The following is a 15865-nucleotide window of genomic DNA, read 5'->3' as shown; positions in this document are numbered from 1 at the left end:
AATGTCGGGCTGCGCAGCCGCGTGAATGGTTCACGCCGGCCGCTCCAGGCACGAGTCAGTCGCACATGATACCCGCAGCTCCGGCCTCCATGCAGCCGCCACCCCCGCCCGCCGGCGGCACCGGCCCGTCCGCCCCCCAGCGTTGGCAGCAGCTGTGGCGCGAGGCCCTGCGCGATCCGTGCGAGCTGCTGGGCCTGCTGGACCTGGACCCCGCCGCCCTGGGCCTGAGCGAAGCGGCGGCGGCGCAGTTCCCGCTGCGGGTTCCGCGCGGCTTCCTCGCCCGCATGCGCCCCGGCGACCCGCACGACCCGCTGTTGCGCCAGGTCCTGCCGCTGGACGCGGAAATGCGGCCGATGCCCGGGTTCGCCCTCGACGCGGTCGGCGACACCGCGGCCAAGGCCGGCGACGGCGTCATCCGCAAGTACCGTGGCCGCGCCCTGCTGGTCGCGACCGGCAGTTGCGCGGTGCATTGCCGCTACTGCTTCCGCCGCCATTTTCCCTATGCCGAGGAGGCCGCGGCGGCGGCCGGCTGGCGGCACACCGTCGAGCTGATCCGCGACGACCCCGGCATCGACGAGGTGATCCTGTCCGGCGGCGATCCGTGGTCGCTGGCGACCCACAAGCTGGCCGAACTGACCGACGCCCTGTCCGCCATTGCGCACCTGAAACGGCTGCGGGTGCACACCCGGCTGCCGGTGGTGTTGCCCGAGCGGGTCGACGCGCCGCTGCTGGACTGGCTGGCCGCCCTGCCCTGGCCGGTCACCGTGGTCGTGCACGCCAACCACGCCAACGAGTTCGACGCCAGCGTGGACGCGGCGATGGCGCGCCTGCGCGGCGCCGGCGCGACCCTGCTCAACCAGGCGGTGCTGCTGAGGGGCGTCAACGACGACATCCAGGCGCTGTGCGAGCTGAGCGAGCGCGGCTTCCAGGCCGGCGTGCTGCCCTACTACCTGCACCAGCTCGACCGGGTCCAGGGCGCCGCCCATTTCGAAGTCGACGACGCCCGCGCGCGGCAACTGCACGCGGCGATGGCGGCGCGGCTGTCGGGCTACCTGGTGCCGAAACTCGTCCGCGAGGTCGCCGGCGACACGGGCAAGCGACCGCTCTGACACCGGACCGCAACCTTGCGCCTGTCGACTGTACGACCGGCACGCAGCCGGACCGACGCCCGTCCGCACTGCGACCCAATGGGCAATCCACCTGTTTGCGCATGGACGCGCCGACCGCATTCATGCCATAACGGCGTGGGGAGGAAGATCACTCATGCAATTCGGCAAAGACCTGCCACTCAGGCTGCTGGTGGTGGACGACAGCGTTGAGGCCGCGGAGGCCATCGTCAGCATGCTGCGCAACAGCGGCATCGCGGTGCGTCCGAGTCGGCCCGAGAACGCCGACGCGCTGGCGCAGATGTTGACCGCGCAACCCTTCGACATCGTGCTGGTGGCCCACGACGCCGCCAGCGTTCCGCTCGAGGAGGTGATGCAGCGGGTCGATGCCAGCGGCAAGGATCTGCCGGTGCTGATCCTGCACGACGACATCGACACCGCGCGCCTGCTCAGGGCCGCCTCGCTCGGTGCGCGCGGGGTCGTGCTGCGTCCGCAGCCGGACCTGCTGCGCCAGCAGGTGATGCGCGAATGGTCGGACCTGGAGGCCAGGCGCTCGCTGCGCAAGCTGGAGAACCACGTCCGCGAGACCGAGCGTCGTTGCGACGCGCTGATCGAGTCCTCGCGCGACCCGATCGCCTATATCCACGAAGGCATGCACATCCGCGCCAATGCGGCCTACCTGGAGACCTTCGGCTTCGACGACTTCGAGGAGATCGAGGGCATGTCGCTGCTGGACATGGTCGCCCCGCAGCACGTGGACGACTTCAAGCAACTGCTGAAGAAGCTTTCCCGGGGCGAACCGCCGCCGCCGCGCTACGAGCTTGAGGCGCGCGGCCTGGATGGCAGCGCCTTCCCGGCGGTGATGGAGTTCACCGCCGCGACCTACGAGGGCGAAGCCTGCCAGCAAGTGGTCCTGCGCCGCCAGGAGCTGGACCCGGAGCTGGCGCGCGAGGTCGAGGAACTGCGCCAGCGCGACCAGGTCACCGGCCTGCTCAACCGCCCGACCTTCCTGCGCGCGCTCGAGGACACCGTCGCCGACGCCGGCGAGAAGGCCAGCCAGCACGCGTTGCTGCTGGTCGAGCCCGATCACTACACCCGCCTGCTGCAGGACATCGGCCTGGACGAGGCCGACGCCCTGGTCGCCGCCTGCGCACGCCGCCTGCGCGACGTGCTCGGCCCCGACGACGTCGCCGCGCGCTTCGGCGAGCACCAGTTCGCGGTGCTGCGGCGCAACTGCGACTATGCCGACTCGATGGCGCTGGCGGAGCAGATCCGCGCCGCCTTTGCCGCCGCGGTGCTGGATACCGGCAGCCGCTCGCTCAACGCCACCGTCAGCATCGGCGGCGTGCAGATCGGCCAGAAGATCGCCAATGTCTCCTCGGTGCTGGGCAAGGCCAACCAGGGGGTGCTGTCGGCGGTCGGTGTCGGCGGCAACCGGATCGAGCTGTTCGACCCCAGCGCCGCCGATCGCGCCGAGGAGGCGCGCGTGCAGGCCTGGGTCGACCGCATCCGCGACGCGATCGACCACGACCGCTTCATCATGCACTTCCAGCCCCTGGTCGGACTGCATGGCCCGCCGGACCAGATCTACGAGGCCTATCTGCGCCTGCTCAACGAGCACGGCGAGCTGGTCCAGCCGATGACCTTCCTGCAGATCGCCGAGGAGCATGGCCTGCTGTGGGAGATCGACCGCTGGGTCGTCGGCCACGCGATCGCGGTGGTCGGCGAGCGCCGCAAGGCCGGTCACGACACCACCGTCCTGGTCAAGATCACCGAGGTGTCGCTGCAGGACGACAGCCTGCTCAAGCACATGGCCGAGCAGCTCGCCCGCCATGGCGTCGAGGGCAGGCAACTGGTCGTGCAGTTGCCGGAGTCGAAGGTGTTCACCCACCTGCGCGCGGCACAGACCTTCCAGGAAGGCGCCGCCCGGCTCGGGGTACGGGTCGGCCTGGAGCAGTTCGGTCTGGGCCTGAACTCGTTCCAGCTGCTGAGCCACTTCAATGCCGGACTGGTGAAGCTGGACCGCAGCTTCATGGACGACCTGCCGAACAACCAGGAGCACCAGGAGCGCATCCGCGAGATCACCAACCGGACCCGCGAGAACGGTCGCCTGACCATCGCCGAATTCGTCCAGGACGCCTCCAGCATGAGCATCCTGTTCGGCGCCGGCATCGACTACGCGCAGGGCCAGTTCCTGGCCCCGGCCGGCCCGGAGATGAACTACGAGTTCTGAGGGCCGGCTTGAGGGGCCTTCCGCAGCAGCGGCGCAAGCCGCGATGGACCTTGGGCCGGGAAGATCCCGGTCGCAGCTCACGCAGCTCCTACGAACCTCCGGACACGCTACCGAAGCCCGTAGGAGCGGCGCAAGCCGCGATCCCCGGGCTGCGCCCGGCCCGGGAATCCCCAAAGTTTGCTCCGCAAACCTTGGGCCCCGCCGTTGCGCTTCCACACCCCCATTCGCATCTGCGATGCGAATCGCCCCCTGACTCAGGGGGCTAAATCCATGCTGCATCGCGTTTGGTGGGAGCGGTGCTTCGGGAAAGCGGCCGCTTGCCGGCACGACGAAAAAAGCCCGCCGGATGGCGGGCTTTTCCGTTGCCGCATCGGCAGAGGCGGTGGATCAGCCGGCCACGCGCCCGCCGACCGGTTCGGCCGGGGCATTGCGCAGCGCCTGGATGCGCTCGGCCAGCGGCGGATGGCTCATCAGCAACTGGCGCAGACCGTGGGCGACGCCGCCACTGATTCCGAATGCCGCGACCTGCTTGGGCAGGGTGCTCTCGCCGTAGGTCACCGACAGCCGTTCCAGCGCCGCGACCATCTTGTCGCGACCGGCCAGGCGCGCACCGCCGGCGTCGGCGCGGAACTCGCGATAACGCGAGAACCACATCGCGATCATGCTGGCGAACAGCCCGAACACCATGTCGAGCACGAACACGATCACGTAGTAGCCGATGCCCGGGCCGTCGCGGCCACCGCTCAGATAACCGTCGATGACCCGGCCCACGACACGCGCGAGCACGATCACGAAGGTATTGAGCACGCCCTGGATCAGGGCCATGGTGACCATGTCGCCGTTGGCGACGTGGCTGACCTCGTGGCCGAGCACGGCCTCGGCCTCGTCGCGGCTCATCGCCCGCAGCAGGCCGGTCGACACCGCGACCAGCGAATTGTTGCGGCTCGGACCGGTGGCGAACGCGTTGATCTCCGGCGCGTCATAGATCGCGACCTCCGGCATCTTGATGCCCGCGGCCTCGGCCTGGCGGCGCACGGTGTTCACCAGCCACTGCTCGGCCTCGTTGCGCGGTTGTTCGATCACGTGGGCGCCGGTGCCGCGCTTGGCCATCCACTTCGAGGTCATCAGCGAGATGAACGAACCACCGAATCCGAACAGCAGCGCGAACACCAGCAGGCCGGTGTTGCTGCCGGTACCGATATTGATGCCGAAGAACTTCTCAAGCACCGCCAGCACGATGCTGATCAGCGCCAGCACGGCCAGGTTGGTGGCCAGGAACAGGGCGACTCGCTTGAACATGTCTTGCTTCCTCCGCGCCACGTGCGCGATACCGCCGAAGTGTGGCAGGCTCGGCGCAATTTCAAGTGAACGCACGACGTGCCCGCCCCCGCTTCCGACCGGCCCGCGCCCGACCCGGCAAATCGCGCAAACCCGCCCTATCGCGGCCGCTTCGCGCCCTCGCCCACCGGCGACCTGCATGCCGGCTCACTGCTGGCCGCATTCGGCAGCTGGCTGCTGGCGCGCCATGCCGGCGGCGAGTGGTGGCTGCGGGTCGAGGACCTGGACCCGCCGCGCGAGGTGGCCGGCGCGGCACAACGGCAACTGACCGCGCTGCGGGAATTCGGATTCGTGCCCGATGCGCCGGTGGTGTTCCAGAGCCGCCGCCATGACCTCTACCGGAACGCGCTCGAACGCCTGCTCGATTCCGGCGCCGCGTTCGAATGCCACTGCAGCCGCAGCGACCTGGCCGCCAGCGGCGGCATCCACCGCCGTTGCGTCGCCCGGCGTCGGCGGCCGCAACCCGCGGTCCGCCTGCGGGTCGCCGACGGCAGCATCGTGGCCTTCGAGGATGCGATCCAGGGCCGCCACGTGCAGGACGTCGCCGCCACCGTCGGCGACTTCGTCCTGCGTCGCGCCGACGGATTGTGGGCCTACCAGCTTGCGGTCGTGGTCGACGACGCGGCCCAGGCGATCACCGACGTGGTCCGCGGCGCCGACCTGCTCGACTCGACCCCGCGCCAGATCCTGCTGCAGCGCGCACTCGACCTGCCGACGCCGGGTTACGCACACCTGCCGCTGGTGACCGATGTTCACGGTCGCAAGCTGTCCAAATCCGATGCGGCGTGGCCGCTGGACGCCGCCGACCCGTTGCCGGCACTGCGCCGGGCCTGGGCCGCGCTGGGTCAGCCGGGCGACGCCCTGGCCGATGCCGACCTCCCGGCAAGCCTGCTGGCCGCGGCGCGAACGGCGTTCCAGCCACACCTGATTCCACCCACGCTGTCGGCAACCGATTGAACTATCACGGCGGTAAAACATCCTGAGGCTAGTATTGGAACGGGGCCGCATGTCGCGGCCGAGGAGAGGAAGACATGCAGTCACGCGTTGCACTGGTCACCGGCGGTACCGGTGGCATAGGCACCTCGATCATCAAGCGACTGGCCGCGGCCGGCCACAAGGTCGCGACCAACTATCGCGACGAAGGCCGCGCCCGGGCCTGGCAGGAAAAGATGAAGGCCGAAGGCGTGGACGTGGCGATGGCCCAGGGCGACGTCACCTCGCCCGAGCAGGCCGAGGCGATGGTGCGCGACATCGAGCGCCAGCTCGGGCCGATCGAGATCCTGGTCAACAACGCCGGCATCACCCGCGACACCACCTTCCACCGGATGAAGCCGGACCAGTGGAACGATGTGATCTGCACCAACCTCAACTCGGTCTACAACGTCACCCGCCCGGTGATCGAAGGCATGCGCGAGCGCAAGTGGGGGCGGATCATCCAGATCAGCTCGATCAACGGCCTCAAGGGCCAGTACGGCCAGGCCAACTACGCCGCGGCCAAGGCCGGCATGCACGGCTTCACCATTTCGCTGGCCCGCGAGAACGCGCGCCTGGGCATCACCGTCAACACCATTTCCCCGGGCTACGTCGCCACCGACATGGTGATGGCGGTGCCCGAGGAGGTCCGCGCCAAGATCGTCGCCGACATTCCGACCGGACGCCTCGGCGAGCCCGACGAGATCGCCTACGCGGTCGCGTTCCTGACCGACGACCAGGCCGGCTGGATCACCGGCTCCAACCTCGACATCAACGGCGGCCACCATATGGGCTGGTAAGCCGCGCCCGGCAAACCCGGAACCGGTTGCGCGGGTTCCGTGGGGAGATATCCGGATGGCCCGGATATCTCCCGAAGCTTGCTTCGCAGCTCGTTTCCCAGCGGGCGGGCCCCCACTCCCCCAATCGCATCTGCGATGCGAATCGCCCCCTCACTCAGGGGGGAACGATATCCGGCTGTGCCCGGATATCTCCCAAAGTTTGCCGTGCATGCCTTGCGCCCCGCCGTTACGCCGCCCCCATTCGTGCCTGCGGCACGAATCGCCCCAGACTCTGGGGGTTGGGGTCGATGAACGCATGACGCAGGAGCGGCGTAAGCCGCGACGGGGCTTTCCCGGTGAACGGTCAATCGTGGCTAGTGCCGCTCCCACGGTGGACGATATCCGGCCGGATCGGGGAAGCGTTTCCACGGTTCCCGCGGTCGCGCGACAGTTGCAAGCCTCGTGCGGCTGCGCCATGCTGCAAGGCACCACGACACCCGAGCTGACGCTTCATGGCCGCAACCCGTGTCATCAAGAAGTACCCGAATCGCCGACTCTACGACACGGAGATCTCCAGCTACATCACCATCGAGGACGTGCGCCAGTTGATCGTCGATGGCGAGTCGTTCGAGGTCCGCGATGCCCGCAGCGGCGAAGACCTCACCCGCCAGGTCCTGTTGCAGATCATCGCCGAGCAGGAGCAGGACGGCGAGCCGGTGCTGTCGACCCAGTTGCTGAGCCAGATCATCCGTTTCTACGGCGATTCGCTGCAGGGCTTCATGGGCAATTACCTGGAGCGCTCGATGCAGCTTTTCCTCGACCAGCAGCAGCAGTTCCGCAAGCAGATGGGCGGGCTGATGGGTGAGACCCCGTGGGCGATGATGAACCAGCTGACCGAGCGCAACCTGGCGATGTGGAAGGAATTCCAGCAGAACCTGTCCGGCAGCGTCGGCCAGACCCCGACCTCGCCGCGTCCCGGCAACAAGAACGAAGGCGGCAAGCGCGGGCGCTGATCGCGACGCCGCACCGCCACTCCACACCAGAGAGGGGCGTGTCGCCCCAGCCCCCTGAGTCAGGGGGGCGATTCGCGCGTAGCGCGAATGGGGGTGTGGAAGCGCAACGGTGGGGCCCAAGGTTTGCGCAGCAAACTTTGTTGGGCGTACCCGGGCGCAGCCCGGGTACCGGCGGCTTACGCCGCTCCTACGAAAGCCGATCGCCTGTCCTGCTCCTGTAGGAGCGGCGTGAGCCGCGACCCGAAGGATCTGGATCCAGGCCTCATCGCGGCTGACGCCGCTCCTACGGGCCCGCGCGTTCGCTCACTGGCCGCCGCAGTATTTCTGCCGGAAGGCCTCGGCCTGGGGCATCAACGCCTGCAGTTCGGCGACCCGGTTGGCCGGGTCGGGATGGGTCGAGGCGAACTCGGGCGGGCGCTGGCCGCCGCCGAGCCGGCCCATCCGCTGCCATAGCGGCACCGCCTCGGCCGGGTCGTAGCAGGCCGCCGCGGCGAGCATCAGCCCGACCCGGTCGGCCTGGGTCTCGTGATTGCGGCCGTAGGGCAGGATCAGGCCGTACTGGGCGCCGGCACCCAGCGCCGCCATGATCGCCTGCTGTTGCTGCGGCGCCATGTCGCCGACCGCCATCCCGGTCGCGACCTGCCCCATCTGCACCAGCTTCTGCTGCGCCATCCGCTGCGAGCCGTGCCGCAACAGCGCATGGGCGATCTCGTGGCCCATCACCACCGCCACCGCATTCTCGTTCTGCGCAACCGGTATCAGGCCGGTATAGACCGCCATCTTGCCGCCGGGCAGGCAGAAGGCGTTGGCCTCGTCGGACTGGATCACCGCGACGTCCCACTGGAACCCCTGGTGGCTGGTCGGCACCGCCTGGTTGTGCATCGCGGCCAGGTCGGCGGTGACCTGGGGCACCTTGGCGACCAGACGCTGGGCGATGCTGCGGATCTGCTGGGTGAGCTGGGCGTCCGCCGGCAACAGCGCGCCCTGGGCATTGGCGTCGCCGAGCACCTGGCGGAACGCCTGTGCGCCCAGTTGCACTTCCTCGTCGGCGCTGGCGCCGTAGTGCGCGGTCTCGCCGGTATACGGGTCGACCTCGGCGCTGCCGAACCACTGCCAGGCGGCGTAGCCGGCGAACAGCAACAGGATCCACCAGCGGAACTTGCCGCCACGGCGCCCGCCGCCGCGACCGCCCCGCCCCATGCTTCTCGGATCGACCCTCATCGCACGCCCCTCATCTGCTGCCTCAATCAACGATCAATCGACGCGGCGATCGCTCAGATCTCGCGCACCACGCGGAAACCGACCCGGGCATTGGTGGTGTCGCCACGCACCGACAGCCGCCACGCCGACCGGGTCTGCTCCGGCGAACTGGCCCAGGAACCGCCGCGCACCACTTTCTCGCGGCAGCCCGGATTGACCCAGGCATGGGCGTCGCGGGGCGCACGGCGGTAGTTGTCGTGCCAGCAGTCGGCGACCCATTCGCTGACGTTGCCGGCCATGTCGTGAAGCCCGAACGCGTTGGCGCGATAGCTGGCGACCGCGGCCGGGCCCCAGGCACCGTCGCCGTAGCCCTCGAACGCGTTGCGCCAGCGGCGTCCGCTGGGCGAGACATCCTCGCCGCCGGTGAAGTTGCCGCTGCCGGCCGGCGGCGTGCCCTCGCCCCACGGGAACCGGTCCTGGCTGCCGGCGCGCAGCGCGTACTCGAACTCCGCCTCGCTGGGCAGGCGATAGACGTGCCCGGTCTGCTCGGACAGCCAGCGCGCATAGGCGGCGGCATCGGCGGCGCTGACATGGATGACCGGCATGTCGTCGTCGGCACGCTCGCCGGTGTAACCGTCGTCCGGGCCGGCGCCGCCGCGTCGGACCAGGTTGCCGCTGCGCTCGTCATAGGCGGTGGAGTAGCCGCGGCGAACCGCGCGCGGCTCGTTGCCGGTCGCCTCGAGGTAGCGGCGGAACTCGGCCACGGTGACCTCGGTGCGGGCGAACGCCAGCCCGCGATCGAAACGGATGTTGCGGGTCGGCCGCTCGCTGTCGCTGGCGCCCGCCTCGTCGGCGGCGGCGCCCATCGTGAACGCGCCGTGCGGGACCACCACCATCTGCGGGCCGCGGCCGCCGTTCTTCAACGCGTCGGTGAACACCTGGCCGGGGCGGAACAGGCCGTAGTGGGTCGCCAGCTCGATCCTTTCGCGCAGTTCGATCGCGGCCGGGTCGCCCTTGGGCGCGATCCGCAGCAACTCGGCCAGATGCTCGCGCGCGGTGTCCAGGCCGTCCTCGCGCGACAACGCGGCGATGCCCTGGTCGCGCAGGTCGCCGATCCGCTCCACGCGCATCGCGGCGATGCGCTCGCGGGCGTGGGCGACGGTGTCGTCGCCGGAACGGACCTTGGCCGCGCGCGCGAGACCGGCCTCGGCCTTGTCGTAGTCGTAGGCTTCCGCCGCCTGTTCGGCCTCGCGGATCAACGCGCTCTCCGACGCCGCCAGACCCTGCAAGGCGCGGGCGTCGGCCTCGCGCAGCTCAAGCGCATGGCGGAAGTGCGGCAACGCCGCGTCCTTGCCGCTGTCGATCCGGCCCGCGGCCAGCGCCCGCTCGCCGGCGACATTGGCCTGCTGGACCCGCTCCATCAGCTCCACGCGCTCCAGGTAGGCCACCACCGGGTCGGCATCGGCGGCGACCGCGCGCGCCACCGCGCCGATCTGCTGGGCCCGCTGCAAGGCCTCGGGTGCGTCGTCGATCGACTCCAGGGCCGCGTCGCCCTGTGCCAGCAGAGCGGTGAGTGCGCGCTGCAGCCCCGCCTCGGCCTTCTCCGCCGTCTCGGCGGCTTGGGCGGCTTGGGCGGCTTGGGCGGCTTGGGCGGCTTGGGCGGCTTCAGCGGTTTCTGCGGTTTCTGCGGTTTCGCTGGCTTCAGTAGGCTGCTCAGTGCCGTCGGCTGCTTCGGAGGCCTGCTCGGCACCCGCCTTCAATGCCAGGTAGATCGGGATCGCGCTCTCGTCATCCTCGTACAGACGCCCGGCCTGCAGGGCCTCGTCGGCCTGGGCCAGCAGCGCCTCGATGTTCTCATCGGTCAACGAGACTTCCGGCGCCTGCCAGTCCGGCATCGTCTCCAGGGCCTGATCGGCGCTGACGGTGACGCTCGGCCCCGCCTGCTCGCCGGCCGCCGCCGGGGTGGTGCCGGCGTCCTCCTGCGCGGGCTCGCGTGAGCAACCGGCCAGCACCGCAAGCAGCAGCAACAGGCCGGCGCCGACGCGCGCGGACGCCCGCGCCGTCGGACGGGCGGACAGGCCGCACGGATTGGTCTGGGTCGTCGCTGGCAAGCGCCCTCCGGGCCGGTGGCAAGGTCGATACAAGACTTACATAGGGATCGCGCCGGGGTCGGGGCGCGGTCGGTGCGGCTCCCAAGGGGCCGCGACGGCGGTTATCTGCCCCTTGAAAGTAGGCTATTGTCGCCCGCTCCAGCAACTTCTGTCCGGCCCCGACGCCCCACTCCTGCCAGTGCCCGCTCCGATTACCGACCCCGCCGCGCTCCAGGCGCGCCTCAGCCCCCGTCCCCGCCGGATCGGGCTCGATACCGAATTCATCCGCGAACGCACCTACTGGCCGCAACTGGCCCTGGTCCAGATCTCGATCGAGACCGAGGGCGGGCTCGAGGTGGTGCTGGCCGACCCGCTCGCCCCCGGCATCGCCGAGACCCTGGCGCCGATCCTCGCCGACCCGGCCATCCTCAAGATCATGCACAGTCCCAGCGAGGACCTGGTCGCGTTCAAGCACGCCTGCGACACCGTGCCGGCACCGCTGTTCGACACCCAGCTGGCCGCCGCGCTGGCCGGGATCGGCAGCGGCCTGGGCTACCAGAAGCTGGTCGAACAGCTGACCGGCGTGACCCTGGCCAAGGGCGAGACCCGCTCGGACTGGCTGCGCCGCCCGCTGTCGGCCGCGCAACTGGAGTACGCCGCCGACGATGTCCGTCACCTGTTCGAGCTGCACGACGTGCTCGACCACCGCCTGGGCGAGCTCGGCCGCCGCGACTGGCTGGCCGAGGACGCCACCCGCACCGTGACCCAGGCCGACAGCGACACCCCCGAGCGCTGGCCGCACCTGGCGATGCGCAGCGCGCAGTTCCTCGACCTCGACGCCCAGCGCCGCCTGCTGCGCCTGCTGCGCTGGCGCGAGACCCATGCGCGCCAGAGCGACCGTCCGAAGTCGTGGATCCTCGACAACGAACTGGCCGGCACCCTCGCCCGCAACCCGCCGATCGACCTGGCCGGGCTGCAACGCGAGTTCGACAGCCATCCCAAGGCCCCGCGCAAGCTCGCGGCGACCGTCTGGGAGGTGCTGAACGCGCCGCTGGACGACGAGGCGGAGATTCCCGACGCCAGCGTCGCCGAGCGCCGCGACCGCAACCGCCTGCGCAAACTGCAGGCCGCGGTCGCCGCCCGCAGCGCCGAACTGGGCCTGCCCGACGGCGTGCTCGCCTCGCGCCGCTGGCTGGAAGCCCTGCTCGACCACGGCCGCTGGCCCGACGCCCTCGCCGGCTGGCGCCGCGAAGCACTGGAGCCGAGCCTGGCGCCATTGCTGGCCGAGAGCTGAGGACAGGCGCCGGCGCGCGCCCTGCGGCGGAACCGCCAGGGCGACGGGCGCCGGCGATCCATCGACCCAGCCGCGCCCATCTACAGGAAGGACACAGGTCGGGGCTTGGCGAACGCGCCCGCGACCGTTACAATTGCCGCCTTCGTGGGGCGGTAGCTCAGCTGGGAGAGCGTCGCGTTCGCAATGCGAAGGTCGGGAGTTCGATCCTCCTCCGCTCCACCACGTATCCAACAAGAACAGCGCGTCGGTCCGAGGACTGATGCGCTGTTCTTGTTTGTGCGGAAGGGTATCGCCACTGTCCTGGCGAAAGGACAGGAGCCGGCGGCTCCTGTATCCCAGCCTCTCCATGAATCTCAGTCGCCGCTCCGAGGTAGCTGCGAGGCGGGGCCACCCGAAAGCCATGCGCGTACCGGGGGACTAAAGGACGACCAGCAAGCGGACCCACAGCCCCTGTCAGCCCTTTATCTCAGAAGAAGAACACCGCCTACGACAAGCGCGCACACCAGAAAGAATCCGAAAACGCAATTGATGAATGCGGCGCAATCCTTGCAGATCCCCGAGACAGGGGAAAACCCGCCAAAGATCCAGACAAGCGGAACGATCGGCGGAAGCAGCCTGCCACTCACGCCCCTGTCTCCACCGCATCTTCTACATGTGCCTTTCACATCCCTCCTTCAAAGACATGCTCTCGATCTCGACATCTAGATTGAAAAGCTTGCGGTTCTCCTCCTCCAGCTGTCGCAGGCGGCGCAGCTCGGCCACTCCGAGACCTCCAAACTTCTTGCGCCAGGCGTAAAACGTGGCCTGGCTGATACCCATCTTGCGGCAGATCTCCTCAACCGTCGCGCCGCTCTCGGCCTGCTTCAGGACGAACGCGATCTGTTTTTCGGTGAACTTCGACTTCTTCATGGCGACGGGCCTCCTTCGGGCCTGAGTGCCGCCGAATTCTCTACTTCTGGCTGGTCCGAATTACAGGGAGGAGATCAGCACCACTTCGACCTGGCTGGTCGATGGCTGCGCTATTCAAATTTCAGATAACAGAAGATCAGGAGATTACCTGCGAAAGCCACCCTCGCCGCCAATCACTTCCAGAACTCAACTCGGCAGCAATTCCACGGAATGACGAGACCTGTATCTCAAGGCGACCACTTAAATCAACAAGAGCACATCTCGCTGAAGTCCTCGTCGAACTGACTACACCTCCGCCTCCGCTCCGTCAGCACATGAAATTGAAAAAGTCGCCCCCCCTTCCTTCATGAAGATTAACTTTTCATCATCGATACGGACAAAAACATCATCCCAGAACTTCTGGCGGTGCCATAAAACGCTTCCGGTCGAGTGAATAGCCACTACCCCGCCCTCATAAATAAAGAACAAGACATCACCCACTTCAACCATTAACCCACTATAAAAACCCGAGTCATCGTCCAACGAGCGATACAACCTGAGAATCTCAACATTGGCAGGAGAAGAAACGCTGAAGACCAGCAACTCCCTGACTCCTACTACCAACAAGAGACCACGCCAAGATCCCGTCTCAACAAATGGCATCATCCCACCACTTGAAGAATCGAAGCGAAGCCCCGCAAATTCTTTTACATCGATCTCTTTATCGGCCGCCACGAATATTATGTCGACCAAGCCACGCCGCCCAGCTCCTACAGAACGCGCAAGGACTGCATCTCCGCATAATGAAGTCGCTTCGCCACCGACTACTTTATCCTCAAGCGCCATCATCTGACTTCCCCCCCCATTCTCTGAACAACCTCCATAAGGGCCTTGTCGTTTGTGATCAGGGTCATGTTGCTCTCGATCGCCTGTGCCCCAATGATCCCATCGCCAAAGCGTCCGGGGCGATCCGGCAGTTGACCTCGCAAGTTGATACGGGTATCCAGAGATGGTCTCCTCAGGAAGGTCGGGAGGTCATAAGCCGCCCCAGGAACCCCCCGCAGATTTCCATGGCCCACAGCATTTCTCATCTCAGGAATCGTCACATATGATTTTACGGGCACATCCCCAGGCAGAATCCTCCCTGCCAGCGTCGAGTCGGCTTTTAGACCCGTGGTTACATTGCTATCTAACAACACCTTTTTTGCTTTACGCCCAGCAAACCCGAGCACATCATCAATCTTGCTATACCCGCCTCCTGGCAGGAACAGCCCGGCCGCCAACAGACCTACCGCAATCCCCTTCCTGACGTTACTAATACAAGGATTGGTGACAGTCTGATAGGTATCGATCACGTCGTGAACTGCCAGAACTACCTCTATGACAACCCACACCCCGCCAGCGATCGCTAGGAACGGAATAAGCTCACCCGTCGGGTCGGTGTAGAGCAACGGACTGTTGCCAGCGTAGCCGTAGACCGCCAGGCCACCCATTTGGCCGATGGGATCGGTCTGGGTGTAGCGTCCGACTGAGGGGTCGTAATCGCGGTAGTAGTTGTAGTAGAGCCCCGACGCCGCGTCGTAGCGCTGGCCGGGGAAGCGCAGGTCGTAGACAAACGAGGTGCCGTCGCCGTCCGGGTCAACGTTGGGCGCGGTGTCGCCAAATGACTCGGTGGCCAGGTCCAACGTCCAGATCGCCACCTGCCGGGTCGCATCGATGATCGCCCGCGGTGTGCCCAGGTGATCGGCCTCGACGTAGTGCAATGACGAACCGGCGATCACGCCGACCGGCTGGTCGTCCATCCACACGTACTGCTGGATCGGGGCGCCGGTGATGCCGTACTGCCCCAACAGATGCCCTGCCTCGTCGTAGACGAAGACGGTACTGACCGTCGTCGCACGCAACACCTGCTCGCCGCGGCCGTTGTACTTGTAGGTCGCCAGTACCGTCGTGCTGACTGCATCGCCGCTGTTGACCTGCTTCAGCCGGTTCGCGTCGTTGTAGAAGTACTCCTTGTCGTAGTGCCCGCCCGGCGCGTTCTTGTCGCCGATCACCGTCAGGTTGCCGGCCGTGTCGTAGCTGCGCGGCGTCGGTCCGGCCTGGGTCAATCGGTGGCTATCGACCGGATAGCTGTAGGCGTGGGTCTGGAACTCGTCGATCGTGTCGTTCCCCCCGGGCGGCGCGTTCGGATCCGATACCGTGTACCACCGGCCCAGCGTCAACCGGTTGCCGGTCGCGTCGTAGCTGTAGCTCTCCAGCACCACATCGCTCGCGTCCTTGCGTGCGGTCAGCCGACCGAGGGCATCGTAGTCGTAGCGCATCCGCGGCGTGGTCGCGAGCGCCGCATTGGTCAACTGGGTCAGATGGCCGGCATTGTCGTAACGCAACCCAATGTCGAGGCCGCCAACACCGGCATCCTGGATGGTCGAGGCGCGGTAGTCCTTGTCGTAGGTCCGGCTCATCACCCGGCCGTTGCCGAAGGTCCAGCCCGCGGACGGGCCCGCCGGGTAGTAGCTCGCGCTGTCCAGCAGCACCTGGCGCGAGCCGCCGGCCAGGGCGACGCCTATCTCTTCGATACGCTCCTGGCTGTCGCGGACGTTGTCGACCACGGTGCCGTCCGGATAGGTGGTCGCCGCCAGCTTGCGCCCCAGCGTGTAGGCATAGCGCACCGTGAACGCCTGCCCCGCCGTGGTCTGGACCTTGCGCACGGTGTTGCCGAAAGTGTTGCCGTTGTTCAGACAACTGGCACCACCAGATTCCCAGCAGCCTCAATGTCATGCTCCGGCAACATGTTCGCTTCCTGGCTTGAGCGAAACCCTGCCGTATTCACCCGCGTCCTCCCGAGCCGCGTCCTCCCGAGCCGCGTCCTCCCGAGCCGCGTCCTCCCGAGCCGCCTCCTCCCGAGCCGCCTCCTCCCGAGCCGCCTCCTCCCGAGCCGCTTCCTCCCGAGCC

At 67.7% G+C, this 15865-nt stretch carries 12 protein-coding genes, 1 tRNA gene and 1 pseudogene; 7 read left to right on the top strand and 7 right to left on the bottom strand.

Features of this window, described 5'->3' with window-relative positions; translation table 11 throughout:
- Positions 1-65: 65 nt before the first annotated feature.
- Together epmB and FKV24_RS14990 are read left to right on the top strand one after the other, a co-directional pair.
- Positions 66-1109 carry an EF-P beta-lysylation protein EpmB gene (gene epmB / locus FKV24_RS14995; protein ID WP_141482960.1) on the top strand — a complete coding sequence of 348 codons (1044 nt, stop codon included), beginning with the start codon at positions 66-68 and terminating at the stop codon, positions 1107-1109.
- 154 nt (positions 1110-1263) lie between these two features.
- Entirely contained in the window at positions 1264-3339 is a 2076-nt protein-coding gene (locus FKV24_RS14990) for an EAL domain-containing response regulator (protein WP_141482959.1), read from the top strand.
- 387 nt (positions 3340-3726) lie between these two features.
- Here FKV24_RS14990 and htpX read toward each other — a convergent pair whose 3' ends face one another.
- The gene (gene htpX, locus FKV24_RS14985) at positions 3727-4638 is read right to left on the bottom strand and encodes a protease HtpX (RefSeq protein ID WP_111266725.1); all 912 of its coding nucleotides are present in this window, start codon (positions 4636-4638) and stop codon (positions 3727-3729) included.
- Positions 4639-4716: 78 nt separating this feature from the next.
- Here htpX and gluQRS point away from each other — a divergent pair, with 78 nt between their 5' ends.
- The 3 genes from gluQRS (at position 4717) to phaR (ending at position 7441) form a co-directional block, all read left to right on the top strand.
- Positions 4717-5634, top strand: a complete 918-nt coding sequence (gene gluQRS, locus FKV24_RS14980; protein WP_141482958.1) for a tRNA glutamyl-Q(34) synthetase GluQRS — start codon at positions 4717-4719, stop codon at positions 5632-5634.
- Positions 5635-5708: 74 nt separating this feature from the next.
- On the top strand, positions 5709-6449 hold the full coding sequence (gene phbB, locus FKV24_RS14975) for an acetoacetyl-CoA reductase (protein WP_111266727.1): 741 nt from the start codon (positions 5709-5711) through the stop codon (positions 6447-6449).
- A gap of 491 nt (positions 6450-6940) precedes the next feature.
- Positions 6941-7441, top strand: coding sequence for a polyhydroxyalkanoate synthesis repressor PhaR (gene phaR / locus FKV24_RS14970; RefSeq protein ID WP_111266728.1), 501 nt, complete (start codon positions 6941-6943; stop codon positions 7439-7441).
- A gap of 303 nt (positions 7442-7744) precedes the next feature.
- On the opposite strand, the gene FKV24_RS14965 is transcribed toward phaR, so the two are convergent.
- Together FKV24_RS14965 and FKV24_RS14960 are read right to left on the bottom strand one after the other, a co-directional pair.
- Positions 7745-8662: a M48 family metallopeptidase gene (locus FKV24_RS14965; protein ID WP_141482957.1), complete on the bottom strand. Its 918-nt coding sequence runs from the start codon at positions 8660-8662 to the stop codon at positions 7745-7747.
- Positions 8663-8715: 53 nt separating this feature from the next.
- Positions 8716-10752 (bottom strand): SUMF1/EgtB/PvdO family nonheme iron enzyme, encoded by a 2037-nt coding sequence (locus FKV24_RS14960; RefSeq protein ID WP_249041041.1) that lies wholly within the window; start codon positions 10750-10752, stop codon positions 8716-8718.
- A 178-nt stretch (positions 10753-10930) separates the two neighbouring features.
- Here FKV24_RS14960 and rnd point away from each other — a divergent pair, with 178 nt between their 5' ends.
- Together rnd and FKV24_RS14950 are read left to right on the top strand one after the other, a co-directional pair.
- Positions 10931-12025: a ribonuclease D gene (gene rnd / locus FKV24_RS14955; protein ID WP_141482956.1), complete on the top strand. Its 1095-nt coding sequence runs from the start codon at positions 10931-10933 to the stop codon at positions 12023-12025.
- Positions 12026-12171: 146 nt separating this feature from the next.
- Positions 12172-12247, top strand: a tRNA-Ala gene (locus FKV24_RS14950).
- Between the two features lie 447 nt (positions 12248-12694).
- Here FKV24_RS14950 and tnpA read toward each other — a convergent pair.
- The 4 genes and pseudogenes from tnpA to FKV24_RS19615 all read right to left on the bottom strand — a co-directional run.
- Positions 12695-12934, bottom strand: a pseudogene (gene tnpA, locus FKV24_RS14945) (IS66 family insertion sequence element accessory protein TnpA); the annotation flags it as partial.
- Positions 12935-13219: 285 nt separating this feature from the next.
- Positions 13220-13762, bottom strand: a complete 543-nt coding sequence (locus tag FKV24_RS14940; RefSeq protein WP_141482955.1) for a hypothetical protein — start codon at positions 13760-13762, stop codon at positions 13220-13222.
- On the bottom strand, positions 13759-15621 hold the full coding sequence (locus tag FKV24_RS14935; protein WP_141482954.1) for an RHS repeat-associated core domain-containing protein: 1863 nt from the start codon (positions 15619-15621) through the stop codon (positions 13759-13761). The genes FKV24_RS14940 and FKV24_RS14935 overlap by 4 nt, the downstream gene beginning before the upstream one ends.
- Positions 15622-15647: 26 nt before the next feature.
- Positions 15648-15865: hypothetical protein (locus FKV24_RS19615; protein WP_211371883.1), on the bottom strand; the 218-nt coding region annotated here is incomplete at its 5' end.

It is taken from the genome of Marilutibacter maris, from assembly GCF_006546735.2.
Taxonomy (GTDB): Bacteria; Pseudomonadota; Gammaproteobacteria; order Xanthomonadales; family Xanthomonadaceae; genus Marilutibacter; species Marilutibacter maris.
Note: the sequence above shows the minus strand (reverse complement) of the source record. Positions and strands in the feature narration are given on the sequence as shown.